General features: G+C 55.5%; 24 protein-coding genes and 2 tRNA genes. 9 read left to right on the forward strand and 17 right to left on the reverse strand.

Annotated elements, in window-relative coordinates; all coding sequences use genetic code 11:
• Nucleotides 1-12 precede the first annotated feature (12 nt).
• The gene (locus tag B9Z40_RS09490) at nucleotides 13-1,254 is read right to left on the reverse strand and encodes a pyridoxal phosphate-dependent aminotransferase (protein WP_100173125.1); all 1,242 of its coding nucleotides are present in this window, start codon (nucleotides 1,252-1,254) and stop codon (nucleotides 13-15) included.
• Between the two features lie 133 nt (nucleotides 1,255-1,387).
• Between B9Z40_RS09490 and B9Z40_RS09495 the strand changes: the two genes are divergently transcribed.
• The 3 genes from B9Z40_RS09495 (at nucleotide 1,388) to B9Z40_RS09505 (ending at nucleotide 4,285) form a co-directional block, all read left to right on the forward strand.
• Nucleotides 1,388-1,765 carry an Mth938-like domain-containing protein gene (locus tag B9Z40_RS09495; protein WP_100173126.1) on the forward strand — a complete coding sequence of 126 codons (378 nt, stop codon included), beginning with the start codon at nucleotides 1,388-1,390 and terminating at the stop codon, nucleotides 1,763-1,765.
• A gap of 159 nt (nucleotides 1,766-1,924) precedes the next feature.
• Nucleotides 1,925-2,410, forward strand: a complete 486-nt coding sequence (locus B9Z40_RS09500; RefSeq protein WP_100173127.1) for a peroxiredoxin — start codon at nucleotides 1,925-1,927, stop codon at nucleotides 2,408-2,410.
• Between the two features lie 150 nt (nucleotides 2,411-2,560).
• Entirely contained in the window at nucleotides 2,561-4,285 is a 1,725-nt protein-coding gene (locus B9Z40_RS09505; RefSeq protein ID WP_100173128.1) for a PhoH family protein, read from the forward strand.
• A 27-nt stretch (nucleotides 4,286-4,312) separates the two neighbouring features.
• Here the strand turns inward: B9Z40_RS09505 and dnaB are convergent, their stop codons facing one another.
• From dnaB to B9Z40_RS09520, 3 genes are all read right to left on the reverse strand, one after another.
• The gene (gene dnaB, locus B9Z40_RS09510; RefSeq protein WP_100173129.1) at nucleotides 4,313-5,731 is read right to left on the reverse strand and encodes a replicative DNA helicase; all 1,419 of its coding nucleotides are present in this window, start codon (nucleotides 5,729-5,731) and stop codon (nucleotides 4,313-4,315) included.
• Nucleotides 5,732-5,962: 231 nt separating this feature from the next.
• The gene (locus tag B9Z40_RS09515; RefSeq protein ID WP_100173130.1) at nucleotides 5,963-8,179 is read right to left on the reverse strand and encodes a molybdopterin cofactor-binding domain-containing protein; all 2,217 of its coding nucleotides are present in this window, start codon (nucleotides 8,177-8,179) and stop codon (nucleotides 5,963-5,965) included.
• Between the two features lie 3 nt (nucleotides 8,180-8,182).
• Entirely contained in the window at nucleotides 8,183-8,632 is a 450-nt protein-coding gene (locus tag B9Z40_RS09520) for a (2Fe-2S)-binding protein (protein ID WP_199172549.1), read from the reverse strand.
• Between the two features lie 199 nt (nucleotides 8,633-8,831).
• Between B9Z40_RS09520 and B9Z40_RS09525 the strand changes: the two genes are divergently transcribed.
• Complete coding sequence (locus B9Z40_RS09525) at nucleotides 8,832-9,152, forward strand: hypothetical protein (RefSeq protein WP_100173132.1); 321 nt, start codon at nucleotides 8,832-8,834, stop codon at nucleotides 9,150-9,152.
• 107 nt (nucleotides 9,153-9,259) lie between these two features.
• On the opposite strand, the gene B9Z40_RS09530 is transcribed toward B9Z40_RS09525, so the two are convergent.
• From B9Z40_RS09530 to uvrC, 7 genes are all read right to left on the reverse strand, one after another.
• Nucleotides 9,260-9,335: transfer RNA gene (locus tag B9Z40_RS09530), tRNA-His, on the reverse strand.
• 26 nt (nucleotides 9,336-9,361) lie between these two features.
• Nucleotides 9,362-11,293 (reverse strand): SurA N-terminal domain-containing protein, encoded by a 1,932-nt coding sequence (locus tag B9Z40_RS09535; RefSeq protein WP_100173133.1) that lies wholly within the window; start codon nucleotides 11,291-11,293, stop codon nucleotides 9,362-9,364.
• A gap of 63 nt (nucleotides 11,294-11,356) precedes the next feature.
• Nucleotides 11,357-11,432: transfer RNA gene (locus B9Z40_RS09540), tRNA-Val, on the reverse strand.
• A gap of 286 nt (nucleotides 11,433-11,718) precedes the next feature.
• Complete coding sequence (locus B9Z40_RS09545) at nucleotides 11,719-12,804, reverse strand: tartrate dehydrogenase (protein WP_100173134.1); 1,086 nt, start codon at nucleotides 12,802-12,804, stop codon at nucleotides 11,719-11,721.
• 83 nt (nucleotides 12,805-12,887) lie between these two features.
• A complete protein-coding gene (locus B9Z40_RS09550; protein ID WP_100173135.1) occupies nucleotides 12,888-13,796 on the reverse strand; it encodes a DMT family transporter in 909 nt (302 codons plus the stop codon).
• Nucleotides 13,793-14,362: a CDP-diacylglycerol--glycerol-3-phosphate 3-phosphatidyltransferase gene (gene pgsA, locus B9Z40_RS09555; protein ID WP_100173436.1), complete on the reverse strand. Its 570-nt coding sequence runs from the start codon at nucleotides 14,360-14,362 to the stop codon at nucleotides 13,793-13,795. Before pgsA ends, B9Z40_RS09550 begins: the two co-directional genes overlap by 4 nt.
• Nucleotides 14,363-14,484: 122 nt before the next feature.
• Complete coding sequence (gene uvrC, locus B9Z40_RS09560; RefSeq protein WP_100173136.1) at nucleotides 14,485-16,416, reverse strand: excinuclease ABC subunit UvrC; 1,932 nt, start codon at nucleotides 16,414-16,416, stop codon at nucleotides 14,485-14,487.
• Nucleotides 16,417-16,512: 96 nt separating this feature from the next.
• On the opposite strand from uvrC, the gene earP (B9Z40_RS09565) reads away from it, so the two are divergent.
• Nucleotides 16,513-17,610, forward strand: coding sequence for an elongation factor P maturation arginine rhamnosyltransferase EarP (gene earP, locus B9Z40_RS09565; RefSeq protein ID WP_199172538.1), 1,098 nt, complete (start codon nucleotides 16,513-16,515; stop codon nucleotides 17,608-17,610).
• An 81-nt stretch (nucleotides 17,611-17,691) separates the two neighbouring features.
• Here earP (B9Z40_RS09565) and B9Z40_RS09570 read toward each other — a convergent pair whose 3' ends face one another.
• A complete protein-coding gene (locus B9Z40_RS09570; RefSeq protein WP_100173138.1) occupies nucleotides 17,692-19,785 on the reverse strand; it encodes a caspase family protein in 2,094 nt (697 codons plus the stop codon).
• A 245-nt stretch (nucleotides 19,786-20,030) separates the two neighbouring features.
• Here B9Z40_RS09570 and B9Z40_RS17395 point away from each other — a divergent pair, with 245 nt between their 5' ends.
• Together B9Z40_RS17395 and earP (B9Z40_RS17090) are read left to right on the forward strand one after the other, a co-directional pair.
• A complete protein-coding gene (locus B9Z40_RS17395) occupies nucleotides 20,031-20,156 on the forward strand; it encodes a hypothetical protein (protein ID WP_255408269.1) in 126 nt (41 codons plus the stop codon).
• Nucleotides 20,101-20,448 carry an elongation factor P maturation arginine rhamnosyltransferase EarP gene (earP, locus tag B9Z40_RS17090; RefSeq protein WP_143473947.1) on the forward strand — a complete coding sequence of 116 codons (348 nt, stop codon included), beginning with the start codon at nucleotides 20,101-20,103 and terminating at the stop codon, nucleotides 20,446-20,448. Before B9Z40_RS17395 ends, earP (B9Z40_RS17090) begins: the two co-directional genes overlap by 56 nt.
• Here earP (B9Z40_RS17090) and B9Z40_RS09580 read toward each other — a convergent pair.
• Together B9Z40_RS09580 and B9Z40_RS09585 are read right to left on the reverse strand one after the other, a co-directional pair.
• The gene (locus B9Z40_RS09580; RefSeq protein WP_100173139.1) at nucleotides 20,408-20,677 is read right to left on the reverse strand and encodes a Txe/YoeB family addiction module toxin; all 270 of its coding nucleotides are present in this window, start codon (nucleotides 20,675-20,677) and stop codon (nucleotides 20,408-20,410) included. The genes earP (B9Z40_RS17090) and B9Z40_RS09580 overlap by 41 nt on opposite strands.
• Entirely contained in the window at nucleotides 20,674-20,916 is a 243-nt protein-coding gene (locus tag B9Z40_RS09585; protein WP_100173140.1) for a type II toxin-antitoxin system Phd/YefM family antitoxin, read from the reverse strand. Before B9Z40_RS09585 ends, B9Z40_RS09580 begins: the two co-directional genes overlap by 4 nt.
• 167 nt (nucleotides 20,917-21,083) lie before the next feature.
• Here B9Z40_RS09585 and efp point away from each other — a divergent pair, with 167 nt between their 5' ends.
• Together efp and B9Z40_RS09595 are read left to right on the forward strand one after the other, a co-directional pair.
• Complete coding sequence (gene efp / locus B9Z40_RS09590) at nucleotides 21,084-21,638, forward strand: elongation factor P (RefSeq protein WP_100173141.1); 555 nt, start codon at nucleotides 21,084-21,086, stop codon at nucleotides 21,636-21,638.
• Nucleotides 21,639-21,685: 47 nt separating this feature from the next.
• Nucleotides 21,686-22,597: a TIGR00730 family Rossman fold protein gene (locus tag B9Z40_RS09595; RefSeq protein ID WP_369823438.1), complete on the forward strand. Its 912-nt coding sequence runs from the start codon at nucleotides 21,686-21,688 to the stop codon at nucleotides 22,595-22,597.
• Here the strand turns inward: B9Z40_RS09595 and B9Z40_RS09600 are convergent.
• From B9Z40_RS09600 to B9Z40_RS09610, 3 genes are read right to left on the reverse strand one after another with little or no spacing between them, the layout of a single operon-like run.
• Nucleotides 22,594-23,724, reverse strand: a complete 1,131-nt coding sequence (locus B9Z40_RS09600) for an MFS transporter (RefSeq protein WP_369823440.1) — start codon at nucleotides 23,722-23,724, stop codon at nucleotides 22,594-22,596. The genes B9Z40_RS09595 and B9Z40_RS09600 overlap by 4 nt on opposite strands.
• 50 nt (nucleotides 23,725-23,774) lie before the next feature.
• A complete protein-coding gene (locus B9Z40_RS09605; protein WP_100173143.1) occupies nucleotides 23,775-25,205 on the reverse strand; it encodes a DNA recombination protein RmuC in 1,431 nt (476 codons plus the stop codon).
• Nucleotides 25,202-26,188 carry a D-glycerate dehydrogenase gene (locus B9Z40_RS09610; RefSeq protein ID WP_100173144.1) on the reverse strand — a complete coding sequence of 329 codons (987 nt, stop codon included), beginning with the start codon at nucleotides 26,186-26,188 and terminating at the stop codon, nucleotides 25,202-25,204. The genes B9Z40_RS09605 and B9Z40_RS09610 overlap by 4 nt, the downstream gene beginning before the upstream one ends.
• Nucleotides 26,189-26,212 lie beyond the last annotated feature (24 nt).

The following is a 26,212-nucleotide window of genomic DNA, read 5'->3' on the forward strand; positions in this document are numbered from 1 at the left end:
CAAGGATTGAATTCAAGCCACCAAGGCTTCGGTGCCAAAACGTTGACGAGCGCCTTCCAAAAAGCGTGCCACGCGAGCAATCGCTTCGCGCAAATCGTCTTCATGCGGCAAAAACACAATGCGGAAATGGTCGGCATCGGGCCAGTTAAATCCCGTGCCTTGCACCAACATGACCTTGGTTTCTTCCAGCAGTTGCAAAAAGAAATCCTGATCGTCTTGCACCGGGTAAATTTGGGGATCGAGCTTGGGAAACATGTACAAGGCCGCACGCGGTTTGACACAGCTAACCCCCGGGATCGCCGTGATCAGCTGGTGCGCCAAATCGCGCTGCTTGCGCAATCGACCGCCCTCGCCCACCAACTCGTTGATGCTCTGGTGACCGCCCAAGGCTGTTTGAATGGCCCATTGCCCCGGCACGTTGGCACACAAACGCATGTTGGAGAGCATGTTCAGGCCCTCGATATAATCGCGGGCTCTCTTTTTGTCACCCGAGATCACCATCCAGCCCGCGCGGTAGCCGCAAGAGCGGTAACTTTTGGACAGAGAGTTGAAAGTCAGGGTCAGAACATCTTGAGACAAACTGCCCAAAGGGGTGTGTTTGACGCCGTCGTACAAAACCTTGTCGTACACCTCGTCGGCGAAGATCACCAAGCCATGCTCGCGGGCAATGGCCACGATGCCCAACAGCAACTCATCGGCGTACAAAGCACCTGTAGGGTTGTTGGGGTTGATGACCACAATGCCTTTGGTGCGCGGCGTCACTTTGGCGCGGATGTCGGCCAAATCAGGCATCCAGCCATTGGCTTCATCGCATCGGTAATGCACGGGAGTTCCGCCAGACAAGCTGGCCGCCGCCGTCCACAGTGGGTAATCGGGCGAGGGCAAGAGCAACTCGTCGCCATCGTCAAGCAAGCCGTTGGTCGCCATCACAATCAATTCGCTGGCCCCGTTGCCCAGGTAAATGTCGTCCAGCGTGACCCCTTGAATGCCCTGCTTTTGGGTTTCGTGCATCACCGCCTTGCGCGCCGCAAAAATGCCTTTGCTGTCCGAGTAACCCGCTGAATTGGGCAGGTTTCGGATCATGTCTTGCTGAATTTCTTCTGGCGCATCAAAACCAAAAACCGCCAGGTTTCCGATGTTCAGTTTGATGATCTTCTGACCGTCCTCTTCCATCTGGCGGGCGCGGTCCATGATCGGGCCCCGGATGTCATAACAAACGTTGGCCAGCTTGGCTGATTTTTGAATTGGCTTCAAAGTATCTCCAAAAGGAGTTTCAAGAGGGAGAAAACCTATAATTTGACCACATTTCAAGGCTGTCTTGGCCCAAGCTCCCAGAGGATGCTCTCTATTGTTCAGCCGGCAAGGGCACGTCCCTGCCCACACACGCATGAAACTACAACCCGACAAATCCAACAGCCTCACCATCAATGCGTACGGACCCGGATGGATAGAGGTCAACGCACAGCGTTTCACGAGCTCTTTGGTGGTCAGCAGCTTGGCGGGTTCAAGCCCTCAAGCGTGGGCCGTCCAGCGTTTTGAAGACCTGACCCCTTCAGATTTTGAAATTTTGGCCCACAGTGGGGCTGAATTGGTCCTGTTTGGCAGCGGCCAGCGCTTGCGTTTTCCTCAGCCCGCTTGGCTTTCCAGCTTGATCACCAAGGGCATTGGCATGGAGACCATGGACACGGCGGCCGCCTGCCGCACTTACAACATTTTGGCCAGCGAAGGACGCAAGGTGGTGGTGGCTTTGTTGCTGGAAACGTAAAGCATGCATTTGCATTCCATCCTTGTTCACAAGGTCTAGCTGGCCTGAAGGACGCCTTTCAGAGTAAAATCTAAGGTTGCCGGGTCCCACGGCCTTTAGCGAAACTGTCGACTTTGCAGGTTGACAGGCGCACCACCTGTCAAGCGAGTTCAAAGTTTTATGGCGATCGTTCTTAACAAACCCCTCCCCGAATTTGAAGCTAACGCGACCAGCGGACTGAAAGTTTCCAACATTTCACACCTCGGCCAACCCGTGGTTTTGTTCTTCTATCCCAAAGACAACACACCCGGCTGCACCACAGAGGCCATGCAGTTCCGTGACAAGTACAAAGACTTTGTCAAAGCAGGCGCGCTGGTTTTGGGCGTTTCGCGCGACAACATGAAATCCCACGATGACTTCAAAGGCAAGCTGGAATTGCCCTTCGAGTTGATCGCCGACACCGAAGAAAAAATGTGCCACATGTTTGGTGTTGTGAAAAACAAAATCATGTACGGCAAAAAAGTCAAAGGCATCGAGCGCAGCACCTTCTTGGTGGGTGCAGATGGCACACTCAAACAGGAATGGCGCGGTCTGAAAGTGCCAGGGCATGTGGAAGAAGTGCTCAAAGCTGTGAAAGACTTGAAAAAAGCTGCTGCGGTAGCATGATCCCCCTGTGTCAGTTTTGACATTCGGCTCGTGCATAATGTTTTTATGCCGCTGAAAATCAGCCCTCCTCATTGAAAAGCCGCCTGGTTGTCCAGGCGGCTTTTTATTTTTCGACGACCGAATCATTTACCCCTCAAGAGGCCATTGCCCATGCCACTGCCACCCGCCCCTGCCCAACGTGCCAGCCGCCTGACTGCGTCTGCTTTTGTTTCCTCTGGCATTGAGGAGGAAAACGTTCCGGCCATGATTCAAGTGGAAACCAAGGCCCCAAAGGGGGTTGCAAGTTCGCCAGTAGCCGTTGCATCGCCCAGCGTTGCGTCAGACACCAAAACCACTCCGCGCTCCCGCAAGCCGTCTTCTGCAACTGCGTCTGCATCTGGTCAAACACCTTATACGGCTCCGGCAACTTCCACTGAGCCAAAGTCTGCTGCACCCAAACCCGTGCTCACCCAGCCCACAACGCCCCGCGCCAAACGCAAAAACGGCCCTAAGAAACTTTTCGTGTTGGACACCAATGTCCTTATGCACGACCCGATGAGCCTTTTTCGGTTTGAAGAGCACGATGTCTTCTTGCCCATGATCGTCCTGGAAGAGCTGGATGGCCATAAAAAAGGCATGACCGAGGTGGCGCGCAATGCCCGCCAAGCCAGTCGCTCGCTCGACGTTTTGGCATCCGGTCAAGGCCAAGACCTGAGCCAAGGCTCACCCTTGAATGTCAGGGGCCACTCGGATGCCTCGGGCCAATTGTTTTTCCAGACCCAAGCACTCGATTTGAGCTTGCCCTTGGCCCTACCCCAAGGCAAAGCAGACAACCAGATTTTGGGCGTGGTCAAAGCGCTCGGGCAGATGCATGCACCTCGCGAAGTGGTGCTGGTGTCCAAAGACATCAACATGCGCGTCAAAGCCCGTGCACTGGGCTTGCTGGCAGAGGATTACCAAAACGACAAAACCCTGGAAGACGGTGATTTGCTCTACCCGGGATCACTGGCTTTGCCTGTCGATTTTTGGGTCAAAAACGGTAAAACAGTGGAAAGCTGGCAGCAAGGGACGAACACGTTTTACAGAATATCGGGCCCCATCGTGCCCAGCTTGTTCATCAACCAGTTTGTGTATTTCGAAGCACCGGGCGAACCGAGTTTGTACGCACGGGTGACCGAAATCCGTGGCAAAACAGCTGTCTTGCGGACCTTGAAAGATTTCGGCCATCAAAAAAATGCCGTTTGGGGCGTGACCGCACGCAACCGCGAACAAAACTTCGCCGTCAATTTGCTCACCGACCCAGACATTGATTTCGTGACATTGGCAGGCACTGCGGGCACGGGCAAAACCCTTATGGCCTTGGCGGCAGGCTTGACCCAGGTGCTGGACGACCGCCGTTACACCGAGATCATCATGACCCGTGCTACGGTGAGCGTGGGCGAGGACATTGGCTTTTTGCCAGGCACTGAAGAAGAAAAAATGGGCCCCTGGATGGGCGCACTGGACGACAACCTGGAATTTTTGGCCAAGGGCGATGGCGGCAATTCAGGCGAATGGGGTCGCGCAGCCACCAACGAGCTGATCAAGAGCCGCATCAAGATCAAGAGCATGAACTTCATGCGCGGCCGTACTTTCATGAACAAGTACGTGATCATTGACGAGGCCCAGAACCTGACGCCCAAGCAAATGAAAACCTTGATCACCCGAGCCGGCCCGGGGACCAAAATCATTTGCATGGGCAATTTGGCCCAAATTGACACGCCTTATTTGACCGAAGGCTCATCGGGCTTGACCTATGCGGTGGACCGATTCAAAGGCTGGGCACACGGCGGCCACATCACCTTGGCACGTGGCGAGCGTTCGCGCTTGGCCGACTTTGCCAGCGACGCTCTCTGAGCGTCAGCCAAGAGCGCCAGTCGGGTCTCAGTAATCGTCACTCAGACCCGACGCCAAACTTTCGAAACGCGTCAAGTTCTTCAGGAAGGTCAAACGGACCGTGCCAGTAGGGCCGTTTCGTTGTTTGCCGATGATGATTTCGGCCACACCCGGATCTTTGGAATCCTTGTTGTAGTAATCGTCGCGGTAAATGAACATGATGATGTCGGCATCTTGCTCAATGGCACCGGATTCGCGCAAATCGCTCATCATGGGCCGTTTGTCGGTGCGTTGCTCGACGCTTCGGTTGAGCTGCGACAACGCAATCACTGGGCACTGGAGTTCTTTGGCCAGCATTTTCAAGCCCCGCGAAATCTCACCCAACTCGGTCGCGCGGTTGTCGCCGCCCGAGCCGCCAGAGCCACTCATCAGCTGCAAGTAATCCACCACAATCAAGCCCAACTTGCCACACTGCCGCGCCAAACGGCGCGCGTTGGCCCGCAACTCGGAAGGCGTGAGGCCCGGTGTTTCATCGATGTGCAAAGACACCGTGCGCAATTTTTCGATGGCCTCCGTCAAGCGTGGCCACTCGTCGTCACTCAGCTTGCCGGTGCGCAAATGGCCCTGGTCAATGCGGCCAATGGAGCCCACCACACGCACCGCCAACTGAGATGCGCCCATTTCCATCGAGAACACCGCCACCGGCAAGCCCTCGTTCAAGGCCACATGTTCGGCAATGTTGACCGCAAAAGCCGTCTTACCCATCGAAGGTCGGGCCGCAATCACGACCATATCGCCGGGCTGCAAACCCGAGGTCATGCGGTCCAAATCGTAAAAACCTGTCGGCACGCCCGTGATGTCGTTGGGGTTGTCGGCCATCTCTTGAACGCGGTCGAGCAGCTCCACCACCAGGGTGTCCATGGACTGGAAGCCCTGCTTCATGCGCGAGCCTTCTTCCCCAATGTTGAAGATTTTTTGCTCGGCTTCGTCCAAGATGCGGTCAATCGCTTTGCCCTGCGGGTTGAACGCATTGGTCGCGATTTCATCACTGGCTGACACAAGTTTGCGCAAGATCGAACGCTCGCGAACGATCTCGGCATAACGTCGAATATTGCTGGCGCTGGGCACGTACTGCGCCAAGGAGTTCAAGTAACCCAGGCCACCCATTTCGGCCGTTTTACCTTGGTTTTGCAACTGCTCACTGACCGTGATGACGTCTGCGGGCTTGGAAGTGTTAATCAACGCCCCAATGGCGGTGTAAATCAGCTTGTGCTCGTGGCGGTAAAAGTCGGAGTCCACCAGCAAATCACCCACACGGTCCCATGCGCCATTGTCCAAAAGCAAGCCCCCCAAAACGCTCGACTCGGCTTCGATCGAATGCGGTGGTACGCGCAACTTGGCAATTTGACTGTCAGAGGAAAGGTCAGCGGGAAATTCGCTCAAATGGGGGGTAAAAACAGCAGACATGGTGTACCGGCAAACTAAACCGCGATGTTAGCCCGTGCCAGCCAGTGAGTCACGGGATAAAGCTGTGGATAAGTAGGGTGTAAGCAGTGAGCAATACGGGACAACTTGACCCCACAAACAAAGGCATGCAGAAACAAAAAAGCCCTTCTGGAACCAAAAGGGCTTTTTCAGATTCAGGCTAGAACAAACACCCCGTGGATAGGGTGAATCTTCGCCTTGTCAAACACCCCATCACGTCAACGCATTTTTGACGCGTTGTGGTGACATGGGCAAAGCACGCAGTCGCTTGCCAGTGAGTTGGAAGATGGCGTTGGCGATAGCCGGTGCCACAGGCAACACGCCAATTTCGCCCATACCGGTAGGCGCAGCATCTGACTTCACCAGCTTGGTATGGATCTCAGGCATATCGCTCATGCGAAGCACGGGGTAGTCGTTGAAGTTGGATTGAACCGGCGCGCCATCTTTGATGGTCAACTCTTCGATCAGGGCGACCGACAAACCAAATACGGCTGCCCCTTCCAGTTGGGCCAAGATATTGACGGGTTGGACGGCCAAACCGGGGTCGACCGCCAGCCACATGTGGTGAACTTTGATTTTTCCAGTTTGACGGTTCAGTGACACCTCCACCACGCCAGCAGCCAAAGTGCCGTGGTAGTCGGAAAACGCAATGCCCAAGCCACGGCCGTTGCGCTTGCGTTTCCAATCTGACATTTTGGCCACTTCGCGAAGCACCGCATTGGCCCTCGCATCGTGCTGCGTCAGTTGTAAGCGCATGGCCAGTGGATCGGTTTTTTTCGCGTGCGCCACTTCGTCCACAAAACATTCAATCGCAAACTTGTTGTGCCCCGCACCAATGCCTCGGAAGGCATGAACACGCATGCCGCGAATTTCACGCACGGCCTCGGCGGCGGCGTTTTCAATGTTGTAGTGAGGCAGGTCGATGCCGTTCCAACCAATGTAGTCGCGTCCGCCCGTGGCTTGAAAGCGCGGTGCCGAAGCGATGGCATCCACGTTTTCTGCAACCAAGCGGTGACGCCATCCAACAAGATTGCCCGCATCGTCTAAACCAGCGCGCATGACATGGTGTGTCATGGGCCTTGGGCGTGCAGCGGCCATGTCGTCCTCGCGCGTCAACAGCAGCTTGACGGTTTGCTTAGTCACATTGGCCAAGACCACGGCTTGTGCAATGTTGTCCGGTGCGATGCGTCGCCCGAAGCCGCCACCCAACAATTGTTGATGGACCTTGATTTTGTCTGGGGTGGTTTTCAAAATACCAGAGGCAGCGACCGTTCCCAAGAAGGCAAATTGGGTGCCCGTCCATATCTCAGCCGACTGACCGTCTGGATGGATGCGCGCAATGCAGTTCATCGGCTCGAGTTGGGCGTGGTAGCAGTGCTCCGTCCAATAGGTGGCTTCAATGGTTTGCTTGGCATTGCCCATGGCGGTGATCGAATCGCCGCGTTTGAAAACATCCATCGTTTTCGCATTGGGGCCAATGCCCTGCTTGGCGTAATCTTTCTTGGCTTTTTCAGAGTCAAAGTTGGCCGCGATAGCACCCGTGGTGTTCCACGTCACCTTTTGTTTCAGCACGTTGCGCGCCATTCGGGTGGCGTGCACGCTGGTGCCAATGACCGCGACACCAAATGGCAGCGGAATCACTTTGGTCACACCTGGAATGGCCAAGGCTTCATCGCTGTTGATGTTTTCAGCTTTCGCACCTTCCATAGGGGATTCGAGCACCGTGGCGTAAACCATGTCGGGGACGCTCACATCGATACCAAACTGCGCGGTGCCGTTGGTTTTTGATTTCACATCGCTGCGACCAATGTCTTCTCGCCCGATCAATTTGAATTGCGCAGGTTTTTTCAAATCACTGTCATTGATTTTGGGAAGTTCTGCGGGAACAGTGGCGAATTTGGCAACGTCACCGTAGCTGATGCGCTGGTTGGTTTTCGCGTGGATGACGAAACCCGTGTCGGTCGTCAGTTCCGTCGATGGCACTTGCCATTTGTCTGCCACTGCGTTGACCAACACGAGCCTGGCTTGAGCGCCCAAAATCCTCAGGGGTTTGAAGTAGCCTGCAATGGCCACGCTGGCGAGTGAGGCTTGGCCGCCATTCAACAAAGGATGAGGATTGCCGTAGACCTTGGGATTGGGCGGCGCCAATTCGGTCTTGACCTTCGACCAGTCTGCGTCTAACTCCTCGGCCAAAATCAAAGGCAAAGATGTCAGCGTGCCTTGGCCCATCTCGCCAGTGGGCACCATCACCGTGACGTTGTTGTCCGTGCCAATGGTGATCCAGGCATTGACCTTCATCGCGTTGTCTGCCGCTTGGGCTTGCTTGCCCATCAGGCCTGCTCCACCCAGTGCCAGAGAAAAAGTCAAACCGCTGGCGCTGGCCAAAAATGTGCGGCGTTTCATGGTGCTTGTGTTTTGAATTGTGGTCATGACTTAGGCCTCTTTCGCTGCACGTTGAATGGCTTTGACAATCCGTTGGTAGGTGCCGCATCGGCAAATATTGCCGTCCATGTGGGCCACGATTTCATCTCGCGTGGGGTTTTTCTTTTTCGCAAGCAAAGCTGCTGCTTGCATGATCTGCCCAGATTGGCAGTAGCCGCACTGAGGCACTTGCTCGGCCACCCATGCCTTTTGCAATTTGTGTTCACCTGTCGGTGAAAGGCCTTCGATGGTGGTGATTTTTTTGTCGGCCACGGCCGAGACAGGGGTGACGCAAGAACGTGTTGGCTTGCCGTCAACGTGCACTGTGCAGGCGCCGCATTGGGCAATGCCACAGCCAAATTTGGTGCCGGTCAGTTTGAGTTCATCGCGAATCACCCACAACAATGGGGTGCTGGGAGCGACGTCAACAGGCGCTGACTGACCGTTGATCTGAAGTGACATGGTGCTCATGCTTGGCCCTTTATTTGCAATTGAAAAAACGAATGACGCATTGTTCTTGAACAAGTGAGGATTTCGGGCTAGGGTTTGCACTGGCGTGTGTCGCCAATGTTTCAATCAACCGATCCACGCCTACTTGGGCAGCGCGAAAAGTCCAGCATTTCCCCAAATCCATCGTCAAGGTCATACAGAAAGTTCAATCATGCGTGAGCGGCATAAGGTCTATGTCATCGAGTTAGACAAGGATGTTCTAAATGAAGCCAAGTTCAAAAAGGCCAATCCCGCTTATGTGACTGGCAAGCCTTGTGTCTACGTAGGAATGACGGGGCTCGACCCCGACACCCGCTTTGACCAACACAAAGCGGGCATCAAATCCAACAAGTACGCCATGAAGTACGGCATCAGACTGATGCCTGAGATCTACGAAAAGCTCAACCCCATGCCCTATGGAGATGCCCAATACATGGAAGTCGATTTAGCGATAAGGCTGCAAAGATTGGGCTACGGGGTCTGGCAGAACTAGCTTTAGGGTCTTAAGCAGGAAGAGTAAGCCCTACGACACAACCCTAAATCGTTCGGAAAAAGAAAAAAGCCCTAGAAACCAAAATGGTCTCTAGGGCTCTTAAATATTGGGGTGGCTGATGGGGCTCGAACCCACGACAACAGGAATCACAATCCTGGACTCTACCAACTGAGCTACAGCCACCGTAGATCTGTATTATAGCCCGAGACTCAGGGCTTTTCGGCAGTCACATCACCCAAGTTTTTAGGTTTTTGCGCCACCATTTCAACTTTGAATTTGGACTTCAAGCTCGCCAAATAAGCTTGAGATTCGGCTTGGGACCACAAGCGCGCAAATTGCGAACGGGTTTGCTCGGCTTGCTGAGCCGAGGCCTCTGGGCGAGGCAAAATTTTGTTGACACGAACCACCGCATAACCCTGGACACCCAGATCCACACCCACCAAGGCCGGCAATTTGGAAGGGTCTGCGCGCAAGGCCGCATCCATCACCGCTTGCGGCAACGTGAGTGCTTGGTCGCGAGAAACGATCATTGCTTCGCCCAAAGTAGCTAGTGCAGGCTCTGACTGCCAAGCAGCCAAGCGAGCCATGCCTTCTGCTTTGGCCAAATCGGCCGCTTTGGTTTGGGTCAAACCTTGGCGCGCTTCGGCTTTGACATCGTCAAAAGGACGCACCGTGGCTGGGCGGTGGGTGACGATGCGAGCCGACACGAGCGTGTTGGGCGCGACTTCGACCGCAGCCGTGTTGCGGCGCTTGGAGACCGCATCCTCAGAAAAGATGGCTTGCAGCAGTTTGGGGTTGCTCAACACACCTTGTGTACCAGGCACAGGTGTACGCGTCAGGGTTTGTGCTTTTTGAACCGTCAATTTCAACCGTTCAGCCACAGGTGCCAAGCTGTCCGATTGCTCATAAACGCTGTTGCTGAAAGTCTCGGCCAATTCGGCAAATTGCCTTTGGGCCTGTTGTTTGCGCAAATCAGCTTCCAACTGAGGACGCATCGATTCAAACGACGGCACAGGCGGCTGTTTCACATCCGTCAACAAAATGATGTGAAAGCCGAAATCTGAGGTCACGATGTCGCTGATGTCACCCTTTTTCAAAGCGAACGCCGCGTCTTCAAAAGGCTTGACCATGGCACCACGAGAGAAAAAGTCCAAGTCACCCCCGTTTTGAGCCGAGCCTGTGTCTTCAGAGTTTTTACGAGCAACTTCGGCAAAGCTCTTGGGCGCTTTGCGCACAGCCGCCAACAACTCTTCGGCTTTGGTGCGTGCTTTTTGCTTGTCAGCCTCGGGCAGGTCTTTGGCCGCGTTGATCAGGATGTGGCTGGCACGGCGTTGTTCTTGACCCGACAAGCGCTGAAGGTTTTGCTCGTAATAAGTTTTCAGGTCTTGCTCAGGCAATGCGATGCGCGATTGCAAGGAGGGCAAGTCCAAAACCAAGAATTCCACATCCACGTTTTCGGTTGTGCGGAAACGCTCTGCATTTTGTTTGTAATAGGTCTCCAGGTCCGCATCTGTCGTGACCACTTTGGCGGCAAAGTCAGCGGATGACCAACGCTTGACCTGAACATCACGGCGCTGCAAGTAAGCATTCAAAGCCGTGTCGGTTTGACTTTGGGTGGCAAACGCAGAGGTTTGCAAACCTGCCAAGACTTGCTGATTGGACAAATCACGGCGCACTCGGGCCTCAAGCATTTCAGGGGTCATCCCTTGGCTGGCAGCCAGTTGGCGGTAGCGTTCCATGTCCAGCTTGCCGTCTGCACCGCGCAAACCGGCAATCGAAGGGTCTTGCTGCAGATAACGCGCCAAGCGCTGATCGCTGGTCACCAGCAATTGCTTGTCCGATGCCAATGCGATCAAACGGTCATTGACCAACTTGTCCAAAGTCGCGTAACGGGCTTCAGCCGAGTCCAGCATCTTGGGGTCAAGATTGGGCACCGATGCGCGAATCCGGTCCACTTCCACCTGGTGAGCCGCATCCCACTCTGACTGGGTGATCTTGTTGCCATCGACCCGGGCTACCACAGCACCTTTGTCCTCGAACTGTTTGTAGCCTTCGATGCCAAACAGGACAAAAGAAGGAATTACCAACAAGAACAACAAACCCATCAAAATTTTGGAGTTGTTGCGGATCGAATCAAACATGTTTGAAGTCTCGTGTTATCAACAAAAAAGGCGAACACAGGGTTCGCCTTGGTTTGTATGTGGTGGTGGGCGCTGACGGTCTCGAACCGCCGACCTACTCCGTGTAAAGGAGCCGCTCTACCAACTGAGCTAAGCGCCCCACATAAAAAATCTTCAATTCGAAACTTCACATTGATTTGGCAAGTGAAGCTCTGGAACTTTGGCACCCTTGATTTTAATCGCACACAAAGTGCCCATCAGACCAAGGTCGTCTTGTCCAGCATCCATTGTTTATGGGTCAATGAATGTGCCCGACATCAAAACACAAGGTTTTGGACAGCCGGTTTGTACAACATTGAATTTTATCCTTGAAAAATCCATAAAAAAGGCAGCGCATCAGAGAAATTCAATGCGCTGCCAATGGTTGAAGCCTGTTTAAGAGCCGATCAAAGCGCGGCAGCGATGGCTTTGCCCACATCCGCCGTGTTGGCCGTTCCGCCCAAATCGGGGGTTCGGGGTGCATCAGCACCTGCAGCCAGCACTTTCTCAATGGCCGCCAAAACGGCATCGTGTGCGTCTTTGTGACCCAAAAACTCCAGCATCATCGCGCCGCACCAGATCTGGCCGATCGGGTTGGCAATGCCTTTACCCGCGATGTCGGGGGCCGAACCATGCACAGGCTCGAACAGCGATGGGAATTTCCGGTCAGGGTTCAGGTTGGCGCTGGGCGCGATGCCAATCGTTCCCGTGCAAGCAGGGCCCAAGTCGCTCAGGATGTCGCCAAACAAGTTGCTGGCCACCACCACATCAAAAAAGTCTGGGCGCTGTACAAAGTGGGCCGTCAAGATGTCGATGTGGAACTTGTCCACGTTGATGCCCGGATAAGCCTTGGCCATTTCGGCCACACGCTCATCCCAGTAAGGCATGGTAATGGCGATGCCGTTGGACTTGGTGGCACTGGTCAGGTGCTTTTTAGGACGAGATTGCGACAATTCGAACGCAAATTTCAAAACGCGGTCGACGCCAATGCGGGTCATGATGGACTCTTGCATCACGATCTCGCGCTCGGTGCCCGGGAACATGCGGCCGCCTACGCTGGAGTATTCCCCTTCGGTGTTTTCACGCACGATGTACATGTCGATCTCACCGGGCTGGCGGGCGCTGCCGTCACGCCGCACCACGGGGGCGATGATGCCGGGCATCAAGCGGGCTGGGCGCAAGTTGATGTACTGGTCAAACTCGCGGCGAAACAGCAGCAAAGAGCCCCACAGCGAGACGTGGTCGGCAATTTTGTCGGGCCAGCCCACGGCACCAAAATACAAAGCATCGTGGCCACCGATCAGGTCTTTCCAGTTGTCGGGCAGCATTTGGCCGTGCTTTTCGCAGTAATCCCAGCTGGAAAAGTCGAAATGGTCAAAGTGCAAATCAATGCCGAACTTGCGGGCTGCCGCGTCCATCACGCGCAGGCCTTCGGGCATGACTTCTTTGCCAATGCCATCTCCGGGAATGACAGCGATACGGTGCTTGCTCATACGAGTTACTTTCTGTGAATCAAAAAACAAAGGGTGCGAAATCGAAAAACCAAGAGCTTAGCAACAAAGCAAGGGGTTTTGCGTCAGTGGCGAGATGGCCGCACCACCCAACTCACGCCCAGCGCCGTGAGGGCTGTGCCCACCAGGGTGGCGACGGTGATGGTTTCGCCAAAGAGCAGCCAGGCCATCATGGCCGTGGTGGGCGGCACCAAATACATCAGGCTGGTGACCGAAGCCGCCGCACCGCGTTGGATCAGCAAGTACAAAAGCGAACTGCCCCCCAACGTCAGGCCCAGCACCGACCAAGCCATGGCTCCGGCCAGCTCATTGTTCCAACGCATGGGCTCGGTTTCCATCAACGCAAGCGGCAAGGTAACCAACAAGGCTGCCAGCAACTGAACCGTGTTGGCCGTGCGCACATCGCAGGGTTTGACATAGCGCTTTTGGTACAGCGTGCCCACCGTGATGCTGAGCAAAGCCGTCAGGGCACATGCCATGTTGGCGGGCGTGACATGGTCCAAGGGCGTGTCCAAGGTCAATTTGCGCCACACAACCATCAACAAACCCACAAAACCAAGCAACAAACCCAGCCATTGCCGGCGCGAAATGCCGGGCTGGTCATGGCCCCGCAAGCTGTAGGCCAGCCAAATGGCCGTCAAAACGGGCTGAAAACCGACCACCAACGACGACAAGCCCGAACCCATACCCGCCTTCACCGCCACCCAAACGCCGCCCAAATAGCCTGCGTGCATCAAGATGCCGGTGACCGACAAGTGCAAAAATTGCCGACGGCTTTGGGGCCAAGCCACTTTGGCCCAGACGATCCAAGTCAAAAAGCACGCAATCGACAAGGCATAACGTACCGACAAAAAAGACAGAGGGGGTGCATGGGGCATGCCGAAACGGGCCACGATGAAGCCCGTGGCCCAGATCAACACAAACACCACTGGTGTCGCCCTCACCCAAGCCACAGATGACCAGCCCCCGATCATTTCACGCGGGCTCGGATTTCAGGCAAGGCCTTTTGCATGTAATAAACCATGGACCACACCGTCAAAACGGCCGCGATCACAATCAGCACGGCACCCCAAACGCGGGTGTCAATCACACCCAACAGCGTCCCGTTGTAAAGCAAAAACGGGATCGCCACCATCTGCACCGTGGTCTTGAGTTTGCCCACCATGTGAACGGCGACGCTTTTACCAGCGCCGATCTGTGCCATCCATTCGCGCAAAGACGAGATGGCAATTTCGCGGCCAATGATGATGAGTGCCACCAACACGTTCACCCGGTCCATTTGCACCAGCATCAGCAAGGCAGCGCACACCAAAAACTTGTCTGCCACGGGGTCCAAAAAGGCCCCAAATGCCGAGGTCTGGTTGAGTTTTCGGGCCAAAAATCCGTCCAACCAATCGGTGAACGCAAACAGCACAAACAAGATGGTGGCGATCAGGTTTTGCGTCTCCACCGACAGGCTGTCCAAGTAATACACGCCAATGATCAAAGGGATCGCGACAATGCGCGTCCAAGTCATGATGGTGGGGATCGTGAAAAACATGGGCTGATTGTGCATCAAGCGCATGACCGCTGGTTGACACTGGAGAAGCCCCGCCCCGGGATGATGGGTCGTGGTCTGCGGTGGTTCTTTCGCGGCGGGGGCGCCGCTGCTACAAATAGGTTTCAGTGCAAGGCGTTGTAAATGGTCTCGGCCAATTCGCGCGAAATGCCCTCCACGCCCAGCAAATCTTCGACACTCGCACTTTCTACGCCGCGCACACCACCAAAACGTTGCAGCAATTTGGCCCGTTTGCGTGGCCCGATGCCGGGGATTTCTTCGATCTTGCTGCCGCCCATGCGCACTTTGGCGCGCTGCGCCCGCATGCCCGTAATGGCGAAACGGTGCGCCTCGTCGCGAATTTGGGCCACCAACATGAGCGCGGCCGAATCCTTACCCAGATAAACCTTCTCGCGGCCATCGGCAAACACCAGCTCCTCCAGGCCCACCTTGCGGCCTTCGCCTTTTTCCACGCCGACGATGCGCGACAAGTCCAGCCCCAATTGGGTGAACACTTCGCGGGCCATGCTGACTTGCCCTTTGCCGCCGTCAATCAGCACCAAGTCAGGCAACCGCGCCGTGCCCTCGCCGGAGCGCAAGGCCTCGGCCAATTTGCCGTAACGGCGCAACAACACCTGGCGCATGGCCGCGTAATCGTCGCCCGGCGTGATGCCTTCGATGTTGTAGCGGCGGTATTCGCTGCTCTGCATCTTGTGCTGGCGAAACACCACACAAGAGGCTTGGGTGTTTTCACCCGCCGTGTGCGAGATGTCAAAACACTCGATGTGCAAGGCGTTCAGATCGTCCGGGGCCAAATCCAGCGCGTCCGCAAGGGCCCGGGTGCGGGCTTGTTGCGAGCCCTCTTCGGCCAAGAGACGGGCCAACTTGATGTCGGCGTTTTTCTCGCTCATCTCCAGCCACACCCGGCGCTGCTCGCGGGGGTTGTGCACGGCTGCAATTTTGTAACCCGCTTGCTGCGACAAGGCCGCCACCAACGCTTTGTCGACCGCCACGCTGGTGATCAACGCCGCCGGAACCGGAATACCAATGTAGTGCTGGGCCATGAAGGCTTCGAGCACCTGCACCTCAACCGCCACCTGCGGTTGTTCATCGTCTTCGATGGCCTGCAAAGCGTGGGCATCTTCCACATGCGCCGGAAAGTAAGCCCGGTCGCCCAAATGCCGACCGCCGCGCACCATGGCCAAGTTCACGCAAGCGCGTCCGCCCTGCACCCGCACGGCCAAAATGTCCACATCGGTGTCGGTGCCCGTGTCCACCGACTGCTGGTGCAGCACCCTCGACAACGCCGTCATCTGGTTGCGGACCTCGGCCGCTTGCTCAAAAGCCAGGCGATCGGCATGGGCCATCATCCGCGCTTCCATCTCTTGCAAGAGCGATTGGGTTTCGCCCTTCAAAAAGCGCTCGGCGTGTTGCACATCGTCGGCATAGGCTTCAGGCGAGATGAGGTTCACACAGGGGCCAGAACAGCGCTTGATTTGGAACAGCAAACAGGGTCGGGTGCGGTTGGCAAACACCGTGTCTTCGCAGGTGCGCAGGCGAAACACCTTTTGCAAAAGCTGAATCGATTCTTTGACCGCCCACGCACTTGGAAACGGGCCAAAGTAGCGGTGCTTTTTTTCAACCGCACCGCGGTAATAGGCCACACGGGGAAAGGTTTGCGGCTCAGGCGCACCCTCCACTGCTTTCAAAAACAGCGTGCCATTGCCCGTGAGCTTGAGGTAGGGGTAAGTTTTATCGTCCCGAAACAGGATGTTGAAACGCGGGCTGAGGGTCTTGATCAGGTTGTTTTCGAGCAGCAGTGCCTCGGCTTCGGAGCGCACCACCGTGGTCTCCAGGCGGGCGATCTTGCTGACCATGTGGCCAATGCGTGTGCCGCCATGGTCCTTCTGGAAATAGCTCGAGACCCGCTTTTTGAGCTGCTTGGCCTTGCCCACATACAGAACTTGGCCCTGCGCGTCGAAATAGCGGTAAACCCCCGGCAATGCAGGAAGCGCGGCCACTTGGGCCAGCAAAATGTCGTCGTGTGCCGCTGTCATGAAGCTTATTGTCGCGGCAAACCCATACCCCGGCCTGAAGTGGGAGCGAGCCCCTGCTTGCGAATGCCTGCACCCAGCCAAGCGACAATTCGAGCCATGAACACGCGCCACGCCGAAAAACTTTGGGACATTTTTTGCACCGTCATCGACAACCACGGCGATCTGGGCGTGTGCTGGCGGCTCACCTGCCAGTTGCTGGCCCAAGGCCAATCGGTGCGCTTGTGGGTGGACGACGCCTCGGCCCTTTCATGGATGGCCCCCGACGCCCATGCCCAGCCCCATCTGCAAGTGCTGCCCTGGGGCGCAGCCAGCCAAAGCGATGTGTTGAAAACCTTGAAGCCTGCAGACGTGTGGGTCGAAGCGTTTGGCTGCACCCTGCCCGAAGCCTTCGTCGCCCACGGTGTCGCCACGCACGCACAACAACCCGCCTGGATCAACCTCGAATACCTCAGCGCCGAAGACTGGGTGCCTCGCATGCACGGTCTGCCCTCACCCGTGATGAGCGGTCCGGCCAAGGGTTGGACCAAAACTTTCTTTTATCCCGGCTTCACCCCCGACACAGGGGGCCTGTTGCGAGAATCCGACTTGCTGGAACGGCAGCAGCGCTTTGACCGTGCAGCTTGGCGACAACAACACGCCCCGGATCTGGCACCCGGCGGGCTGTTGATCAGCCTGTTTTGTTACGAACCTGCCGCCCTGCCCCAACTCCTGACCCAACTACAAGGAACGCCGCACCACCTGCTGGTCACCCCCGGCCGCCCACTGGCGGCTGTGCAACAAGCTTTGTCGAACATGCCGACCGATGGAATTCAGCTCAACTGGGGTGCCCTGCTCTATACCGACCAAAACAGCTTTGACGAGATGCTCTGGGCTTGCGACCTGAACTTTGTGCGAGGCGAGGACTCATTGGTACGTGCCCTGTGGGCAGGCCAGCCCTTCATCTGGCACATCTACCCGCAGGATGATGATGCCCACCACGCCAAGCTGGAAGCGTTTTTGGAGTGGATGCAAGCGCCGGAGAGCTTGCGCAAGGCGCATCGGGTGTGGAATGGGGTGGAGTCCGGTGAATGGGAGAGTTTTAATTCAAATGGGCAGGCCGAATGGAGGGCCTGCGCGCAAGTCATAAGGCAACGGCTACTGACGCAAAGCGATTTATCCTGCCAAATGCTTACATTGGTCAAGGCGACTGGCTAAGAGAGTTGACATTGCTGACTTTCGGCAAGGGTTCTGCCGCCTTTGGCAGAACCTTCAATTCGTTTCAGCCTGGCATCAAGACTATTTGTTGAAGTAAAAATCCCCTACCACTTGGTCATAGATCGCTGGCACTTGCTCATGACCGACTGATTTAGCCGCTTCGACAACCTTGCGACGTACATCGCGAATCATGTTGTCAACTCGCAGGCCGGGTGTTTTCATCTCGCTGAGAAACATACGGGTGAACAAGCCATTAGGATTTTTGTCACCCGGCCCCAATTTGTCTAAAGCCTGCTGCCCCGTACCCGCTGAAAAGATGATCATTTGCCCTGTTGCAGCAGTTGTAGGCGCAAGGCCGCGTGTGCCAATCGCTCGGCCCGACTTCGGAAAAGGATTGTCGCGACAGGCATCAATGACAGCGAGGGTCAACTTGACCTTTCTGTCGTTCATGTCATCGAGCAATCTTTGCAATTGAATGGCATCGTCACGAACCTGGTCTTCACTCTCACCTTTGATGTCGATGGGCAAGAGATAGTTGGTAGAGCCGATCTGAATCCCGTGACCCGCGTAGAAGAGCACGACTTCATCACCCCCCTCTAGTTCGTTCTTGAATTGGCGCAGGACAGCTTTCATGTCCTTCTCATTCAAGTCGTTCTTGACCGTCACCTTGTAGCCCAAGTCGGTCAAAGACTTGCCAACGGCATTGGCATCTTGGCGCGCATTGACCAGCTTGGACACACTCGAATAATTGTCATTGCCGATCACCAAAGCCTTGCGAGTGACGGCAGCGGCTGAAGCGGCTTCCTTTTTACCCTTCATGCTGGCCAGTTCTTCCTTGAGTTTGGCCAACTCCAAATCTTTGGCCCTTGCACTTTCGGCCACCGCCTCCAACTCTTTGATCCTACTGAGTTGAATCAACCTGTCTTGCTCACGCTGTTTGGCTTCCTGTGCCAGGCGGGCCTGCTCTTTTTGCTGCGCCTCCAAAGCCAGCTTTTGTAGCTCTTTGAGTCTTGCGTCTTCAGCCAAGCGCTGCTCTTCTTTGGCCTTCTGATCTGCCAGCAGCTTCTCTTGTTCACGCAACTTGGCTTCTTTAGCGAGGCGCAGTTGCTCTTTTTGCTGTGCCTCCAAAGCCAGCTTCTGTTGTTCTTTGAGTCTTGCGTCTTCAGCCAAGCGCAGCTCTTCTTTGGCCTTCTGGTCTGCCAGCAGTTTCTCTTGCTCGCGCAACTTGACTTCTTGAGCCAGGCGTAGTTGCTCTTTTTGCTGCGACTCAAAAGCCAATTTCTGTTGTTCTTTGTTTCTTGCGGCTTCCGCCAAGCGCTGCTCTTCTTTAGGCTTCTGGTCAGCAAGCAGTTTTTCCTTGGAAGCAGCTTCCTCGGCAGACTTTTGCTGCGATGCCAATTGATCCTTCAGATATTTCGAGGTCTCTGTGATAATTGAAGGTTGAATTGATGTCGTACTCATCCCAATAAATCCAACTGACTCTTTGTTTTCTTTTTTTGCCATTTCATCGGCATCAAAATAAAAATTTATTGAATTTGATTTTTCACCGTAAATAAATGATCTCGATATATCCCTGGAGTACAAATCACTCCAATGCAATATATTATTAAATTCAAGACCACCCTTTGCAATAACTTTACTAGCAGGCTTTACAATAGCAACAAAAACCCCATAATCATTGGATTTGGCATTGTAAAATGTATGAATAATTACTGACTCTTTTTGGTATAAAGCTGCAATCACGTTATTAATTTTTTTCCCATAAGGTTCATTAATAATTATTTTATCTTTGAGATTTTTTACATCGGGAAAATGCTTAAAGCCACCACAATACCTTGAATTAAGAGGCGAAATGGAATTAAAATTACCATAAAAATGATCCAAGTTTAAATTTTGCATTCTAAGGCATGCTGGAAAACCGTGGTTACCACCCCCTTTCGAAATTGTTTTCCTAACGAAAATTAAAACCGGGGATCCATTAAAATCTTTCTCTTCAAATATCAAACCATCGAAATAATCATTATTAATTTCGAATTTTTTTGGATCAATCAACTTCCAATCACCTTTTGGTAAATTGATGAATTTATCCTCACCCAAAGGGTAGCTAAAATCTTGAGCAAAGGCATTGAATACAAAATTGAAGGCCAAGAATAAAATGGAAATAAAAATTTTCATATGCTAGAAAAATTCAACACAGGCTCCAAGAATCACAGGTGATCGAAAAATTCATTTCTACTCTGGCAACAAGACAGAATAAACGACACTGTTGACTTAGCGGCATAAAGACACGGCGTTGTTCAGCCCTATGCCAAACAACAAATAGACCTTGAGGATAATCCAATACCATGTCCCTCATCAACACCTTCTTCCCTATCGGCTGGTAGCACTACTTGCTGGGCGGCCTCACCATTGGCGCTGGCGTGGCACTGTTGTACCTGTTCAACGGCTGGGTCGGCGGCATGAGCACCGTCTTTTCGAGCAGCTGGTCCTTTGTCTTCAAGCGCAGTTTCTTCCAGCAGGACCGCTTTCACAGCTCTCGCCAATAGCGACTGGTTCACGCCTTGGGCGGACCAGCCCTTCATCTGGCACATCTACCCGCAGGATGATGATGCCCACCACGCCAAACTGGAAGCCTTTTTAGATTGGATGCAAGCGCCGGAGAGCTTGCGCAAGGCGCATCGGGTGTGGAATGGGATGGAGAGTGGGGAATTGACCTCGCTCAATTCCAACGCGCTGACAGACTGGACGGCATGTGCGCAAACTGCGCGGAAACGGCTGCTTCAACAAACCGATTTGGTCAGCCAACTGATGAGTGTGACCACATGCGCAGCACTTTGACGGTGTTTTGCTCGGCCAGAACCTCGTAGACCAAGCGATGCTGGATGTTGATCCTCCGGGAGTACGCCCCAGCCAGATCGCCCACCAACTTTTCATAAGGCGGCGGATTCTGAAAAGGGTTTTCTTGAATCATGGCCAGCAGTTCTTGCGCTTTGGGCTTGAGCCCGGCAGACGCCAGTTTCGGAGCATCCTTTTGGGCATGCTTGGCAAACACCAGCTGCCAGCTCACCAGTTCAGCTCCTTTGCGCAGTCGTCCACTGACTCGGCCATGCCCTCCTTGATGGACTCGCGCATGCCAGGTACAGCCAGCAGATACAGCGTCTCCTGAATCGCTTGCCAATCCTCTGCAGACAACAAGATCGAATCGTGGCGCTTGCCCGTGATGACAATGGGTTGATGCGACTCGGCTGCCTGATCCATCAAACGGTAAAGGTTGGCGCGGGCGTCACTGGCGGAAAGGGTTTGCATGTTGAACTCCTCGCTTTATCGTACGCTATCAGGTACGGACAGTCAATCTTCACACAATCTCAACCTCTTCCGTAGAGCAACGAGATTTCGCTCGAAAACCAAGCCCCACAGGTTAGAATAGTGGGCTTGGCTTTTGGCCACCCCTTTTCATTTCAGACTTAATTCCTATGAAAACCGCTCAAGAAATCCGCGTCGGCAACGTCATCATGCACGGCAAAGACCCCATGGTCGTCCTGCGCACCGAATACCAACGTGGCGGCCGCGGCTCGTCGACCGTGCGCATGAAGCTCAAGAGCTTGATCGCCAACTTCGGCACCGAAAACGTGTTCCGTGCTGACGACAAGATGGACCAAGTCATCTTGGACAAAAAAGAGTGCACCTACTCTTACTTCGCTGACCCGATGTACGTCTGCATGGACACCGAGTTCAACCAGTACGAAGTCGAAGCCACCAACATGGGCGACGCTTTGAACTACCTCGAAGACGGCATGGAACTCGAAGTGGTGTTCTACAACGAGAAAGCCATATCGGTTGAATTGCCCACCAGCGTGGTGCGCGAGATCACTTGGACCGAGCCAGCCGTCAAAGGCGACACCTCCGGCAAAGTGCTCAAGCCCGCCAAAATCGCCACCGGTTTGGAAGTGCCCGTGCCTTTGTTTGTAGCCCAAGGCGACAAGATTGAAATCGACACCCGCACTGGCGAATACCGCAAGCGCGTCTGATCCCTTGATCATGTTCCCCAAAGAAAGCCCCGCAAGGGGCTTTTTTCATGGCCATGCACAATGAACGCATGCCCAAAATACCCAACGCACCCGACACACCCAATATTCAAGACGCCACCTTGGCCCACGCTTGGGCGGATTTGCAAAACGAGTCCCCCACCAGCGACTGGCTGCTGCCCGAGGCGCACCGCTTGGCATTCGCCGACCCGGAATTTTTGTTGCGCCGCGAAACCCGGGGCATTCGTTTTCAGTTGGAAATGCTCAAGCCGGATCTAGCCCAAGCCGAGGCGGGCATTGAACACACGGTGGTGGTGTTCGGCAGCGCCAGGTTTGTCGACCGATCCACCGCAGAAGCACGTTTGAAATCAGCGCTGCAAAGTGGCCCATCTCAGGCCATTCATCAAGCGCAAGCCCTGCTGCGCAATGCAGAGCATTATGAAAACGCCCGGATTTTTGCCCAAATGGTCGCGCGGTCATGCGATTGCCTACCCCAGCATGAAAAGCTCTTCATCTGCACAGGCGGCGGCCCCGGCATCATGGAAGCGGCCAATCGGGGCGCTTCGGAGGTCGGTGCGCTGTCGGTGGCCCTGAACATCGCCCTGCCCCACGAGCAACAACCCAATGCGTATGTGACGCCAGGCCTGAGCTTCAAGTTCCATTACTTTGCGCTGCGCAAAATGCATTTCATGATGCGGGCCAAAGCTTTGGTGGCGTTTCCGGGTGGTTTTGGCACGCTGGACGAGTTGTTTGAGGTGATGACTTTGGTCCAAACACGCAAATCCAAGCAGGTGCCGATTTTGTTGTTTGGCAGCGATTATTGGCAGCGTTTGCTCAACCTCGAGCTGCTGGTGGAAGAAGGCATGATCTCAGCCGATGACCTGAACCTGATCCATTACGTGGACACGCCCGAAGCGGCTTGGCAGGCCATTTGCGCGTTTTACCAACTCAAGGTGTCTTAAGGCTTGGACGCATGGGCATGGCCTGGCCGCAAAAACCAAGCGGCACGAGAACCTGTACCCACGGCTGCACCCACCACCCAGAACACCGGGGCAACGCCTGCGATGGCCCCCGCAGCACCAAACAGCATCGGCATCAGCACGCTGGAGGCGTTGATGCTCATCAAGCGCAAGCCCAAAGCCTCGCCTTGTCGGTGTGGCGGGGTGATCTGGTGCAAAGTGCTCATGATCATGGGTTGCACGGTGCCCAACACCAAACCCAGCAAAATCGAACACGCAGCCATGGCCCAAGGTGTCGGCATGAAGGGATAAAAGACAAAAATCACACCCGTGCAGGCCATCGCGAACGTGATGATTTGGTGCTCTTTGACGTGCTTTGAAATGAAGGGCAAACAAACCCGAATAAAAGCCGATGCCAAAGCGAACGCCCCCAAAATAGACCCCACCACCGACGCGCTGTAACCGCGCTCGTGGCCCAGAACCGGCACGACAAAAGTGTGGACATCCCAGCACGACGCCAACAACCAGTTCACGCCCAATAAGCGCCGCATCATCGGCTCGGCCAGCAAATCCAAGGCACGGCGCGGTTGGGCGTTGGGCAACTCGGGGGACAACGGCAACTCCGGCACCTGACGCACCCAAAACCAAGTGAACAGCGGAAACACCGCCATCAACAAAAACGCCCAGCGAAAACCCACAACATCGCCAGCGGATGGTCCTGCGAAGTCGATCAACAAACCCGCCGCGACGGGCCCCACAAAATTAGACACCGCAGGGCCGAGTGACAACCAACTGAAGGCCACTTTGAGCGCGGCTGGATCTGTCGCCATGCGGCCGACATGGCGTTGCAATGCGATCAACACCATCCCCGTGGCGCCTCCAACCGCCAAGGCGCTCAAACACATCACCGGGAAAATGGGCCACACCGCCGACAAAAGAACCCCAGATGCGGCTATAACCACGCTCACGCGCATGAGTTTTTGCAAACCACGGCGGTCGCTGTAACGGCCGGCAGGCAATGCCAGAAACATGGGGGCCAGTGCAAACAAGGCCAACAAAGCACCCACCGCAACAGGACTGAAGCCTTGCTTGAGGGCCAACAAAGGGATGGCCATTCGCGCGCCCGCCATGCAGGCGTGCAGGAACATTTGGCCTGCAATCAACCGGGCCAAGTCTGGCGTCAATCAGCCACCTCGTCGGGTAAATCCGGGCCACCCGGCAGCAGCGCCTGAGCCTGCAATTCAGGCAGCGCGTCCACTTGCCGCAAGGCGCGGCTCATGACGTTGCTGCGGGTTTGGGCCTGGTCCAGCGTGTTGAGCACGGTCTGGGTCTGGTTGCGCACCTTGGACAGCACATCCCCGAATTTGCCAAACTCCGTTTTCACCGCGCCCAGCACTTGCCAGACTTCGCTGGAGCGTTTTTCAAGCGCGAGCGTTCTGAAACCCATTTGCAGGGCGTTGAGCATGGCCATCAAATTGGTGGGCCCCGCCAGCGTCACGCGGTGGTCGCGCTGCAAGGTTTCCATCAAACCGGGGCGACGGAGTACCTCGGCATACAAGCCCTCGGTGGGCAAGAACATCACCGCAAAGTCGGTCGTGTGGGGTGGCTCCAGGTACTTTTCAGCAATCGACTTGGCTTCCAACTTGATGCGCGTCTCCAGGGCTTTGGCGCACAACTCGGCCTGCACCGGGTCGGCGCGGCCTTGGGCTTCGAGCAGGCGTTCGTAGTCTTCGTTGGGGAACTTCGCATCGATCGGCAACCACACGGGCTGGCCGCTGTCCGAGCGACCTGGCAAGCGGATGGCGAAGTCCACCCGGTTTTTGTCACCAGGTTTGGTGGCCACTTGCACGGCGTATTGCTCTGGGGTGAGCACTTGTTCAAGCAAGGAGGCCAGTTGCGCCTCGCCAAACATGCCCCGGGTTTTGACGTTGGTCAGCAGGTGTTTGAGGTCGCCCACGCCTTGCGCCAAGGTGTGCATTTCGCCCAAGCCTTTATGCACCTGCTCCAGCCGGTCGGCCACTTGTTTGAAGCTCTCGCCCAGACGGGCTTGCAGCGTGGCCTGGAGTTTTTCGTCCACGGTCTGGCGCATTTCATCGAGCTTGGCGGCGTTGCTTTGCTGCAGCTGGGCCAGCTGGGTTTCCATGGTGCCGCGCATCTCGGTCAGGCGCCGGGCGTTGGCCTCTGACAGTGCATTGACTTGTTGCGCCAAGCTGTCGGTCAGGCTTTTTTGCAGCAAGGCCAGTTGCTGGGCCAAGGCGTCAATTTGTTGGTTTTGCGTGCGGGTGGCCTCGGCGCTTTGCTGCAGCAGCGATTGCTGGAACAGCGTGAGGTTGTGCATGGCTTCTTGCCGGCCTTGCACGCTGGATTGGCTGATCTCGGTGCGCATCTCGCGCTCCAATCGCTCTGTTTGCGCCTGCGCGGCAGCAAACTGTTGCTGCTGCCACGCAGTCTGCTCAGACGCTTTTGTAGCCGTTTGTTCGGCGGTTTTCTCTGCCAGAAATTCTGCGATCCGTTCGGCCTGCGCCTCGGGCGACACCCGCGAACGCAGCAATAAAAACACCAAAGCTAACAAATTCAGCCCACCCAGCGCGAGCAGCAACCACTCGTTCATGCAGCGGAGCCTGTCACGGTGTTCAGTGGCGTCAAGGCCTTCCCACGGGTGAGGTAAGCCACCAAATTGTCAGCGGCCAATTGGGCCATCGCCATGCGGGTTTTGACCGTGCTGCTGGCGATGTGGGGTGTGAGCACCACGTTGGACACCTTGAGCAATTCGGGGTGCACCGAGGGCTCGCCCTCGAACACATCGATGCCCGCCGCAGCGATCTGGCGGGCCGCCAGCGCTTTGGCCAAAGCCGCGTCGTCCACAATGCCGCCGCGTGCGATGTTGACCAAAGTGGCGGTGGGCTTCATTTGCGCCAATTCAGCCGCGCCGATGGTGTGGTGCGACTCGGCGCTGTAGGGCACGACCAGCATCACATGGTCGGCCGTTTGCAACAGCTCTTGCTTGGACACGTAGCGGGCCTTGCATTCGGCTTCCAGCTCGGCGCTCAGGCGCGAGCGGTTGTGGTAAATCACATTCATGCCGAAGCCGTGGGCGGCGCGGCGGGCAATGCCTTGACCGATGCGGCCCATGCCGATGATGCCAATGGTCGAGCCATGCACCTCGGCACCGGCAAACATGTCGTAGCTCCACTTGGTCCACAAACCGGCACGCAGGTAATGCTCGCTCTCGGTCACGCGGCGGGCCGTGGCCATGAGCAAGGCAAAGCCAAAGTCGGCCGTGGTTTCGGTCAACACATCAGGCGTGTTGCTGGCCTGCACGCCTGCGGCGGTCATGGCGGGCACATCGAAGTTGTTGAAACCCACGGCCATGTTGGCCACGATCTTGAGCTGAGGGTTGGCCTGCAAGAGCGCCGCGTCGATGCGCTCACTGCCCGTGGTCAAAGCGCCCACTTTGCCTTGCATGCGACGGGTCAGCTCTTCGGCAGACCAAACCTCGTCGGCCTGGTTGCTCTCGACGTCAAACACCTGCGCCAAAGACTGCAGGACCTCGGGAAAGATGGCACGGGCCACCAAGATACGGGATTTAGTCACGAAACACCTCCTAAGCGATGACCC

Source organism: Limnohabitans sp. 15K, from assembly GCF_002778285.1.
GTDB lineage: Bacteria > Pseudomonadota > Gammaproteobacteria > Burkholderiales > Burkholderiaceae_C > Limnohabitans_A.

Bases quoted from the DNA above. Each gene is read 5' to 3' on its own strand.
- B9Z40_RS09495 (WP_100173126.1), top strand. From the start codon at position 1,388: ATGAAACTACAACCCGACAAATCCAACAGCCTCACCATCAATGCGTAC.
- B9Z40_RS09500 (WP_100173127.1), top strand. From the start codon at position 1,925: ATGGCGATCGTTCTTAACAAACCCCTCCCCGAATTTGAAGCTAACGCG.
- B9Z40_RS09505 (WP_100173128.1), top strand. From the start codon at position 2,561: ATGCCACTGCCACCCGCCCCTGCCCAACGTGCCAGCCGCCTGACTGCG.
- dnaB (WP_100173129.1), bottom strand. From the start codon at position 5,731: ATGTCTGCTGTTTTTACCCCCCATTTGAGCGAATTTCCCGCTGACCTT.
- B9Z40_RS09515 (WP_100173130.1), bottom strand. From the start codon at position 8,179: ATGACCACAATTCAAAACACAAGCACCATGAAACGCCGCACATTTTTG.
- B9Z40_RS09520 (WP_199172549.1), bottom strand. From the start codon at position 8,632: ATGTCACTTCAGATCAACGGTCAGTCAGCGCCTGTTGACGTCGCTCCC.
- B9Z40_RS09525 (WP_100173132.1), top strand. From the start codon at position 8,832: ATGCGTGAGCGGCATAAGGTCTATGTCATCGAGTTAGACAAGGATGTT.
- B9Z40_RS09535 (WP_100173133.1), bottom strand. From the start codon at position 11,293: ATGTTTGATTCGATCCGCAACAACTCCAAAATTTTGATGGGTTTGTTG.
- B9Z40_RS09545 (WP_100173134.1), bottom strand. From the start codon at position 12,804: ATGAGCAAGCACCGTATCGCTGTCATTCCCGGAGATGGCATTGGCAAA.
- B9Z40_RS09550 (WP_100173135.1), bottom strand. From the start codon at position 13,796: ATGATCGGGGGCTGGTCATCTGTGGCTTGGGTGAGGGCGACACCAGTG.
- pgsA (WP_100173436.1), bottom strand. From the start codon at position 14,362: ATGTTTTTCACGATCCCCACCATCATGACTTGGACGCGCATTGTCGCG.
- uvrC (WP_100173136.1), bottom strand. From the start codon at position 16,416: ATGACAGCGGCACACGACGACATTTTGCTGGCCCAAGTGGCCGCGCTT.
- earP (WP_199172538.1), top strand. From the start codon at position 16,513: ATGAACACGCGCCACGCCGAAAAACTTTGGGACATTTTTTGCACCGTC.
- B9Z40_RS09570 (WP_100173138.1), bottom strand. From the start codon at position 19,785: ATGAAAATTTTTATTTCCATTTTATTCTTGGCCTTCAATTTTGTATTC.
- B9Z40_RS09585 (WP_100173140.1), bottom strand. From the start codon at position 20,916: ATGCAAACCCTTTCCGCCAGTGACGCCCGCGCCAACCTTTACCGTTTG.
- efp (WP_100173141.1), top strand. From the start codon at position 21,084: ATGAAAACCGCTCAAGAAATCCGCGTCGGCAACGTCATCATGCACGGC.
- B9Z40_RS09595 (WP_369823438.1), top strand. From the start codon at position 21,686: ATGGCCATGCACAATGAACGCATGCCCAAAATACCCAACGCACCCGAC.
- B9Z40_RS09600 (WP_369823440.1), bottom strand. From the start codon at position 23,724: ATGGCGGGCGCGCGAATGGCCATCCCTTTGTTGGCCCTCAAGCAAGGC.
- B9Z40_RS09605 (WP_100173143.1), bottom strand. From the start codon at position 25,205: ATGAACGAGTGGTTGCTGCTCGCGCTGGGTGGGCTGAATTTGTTAGCT.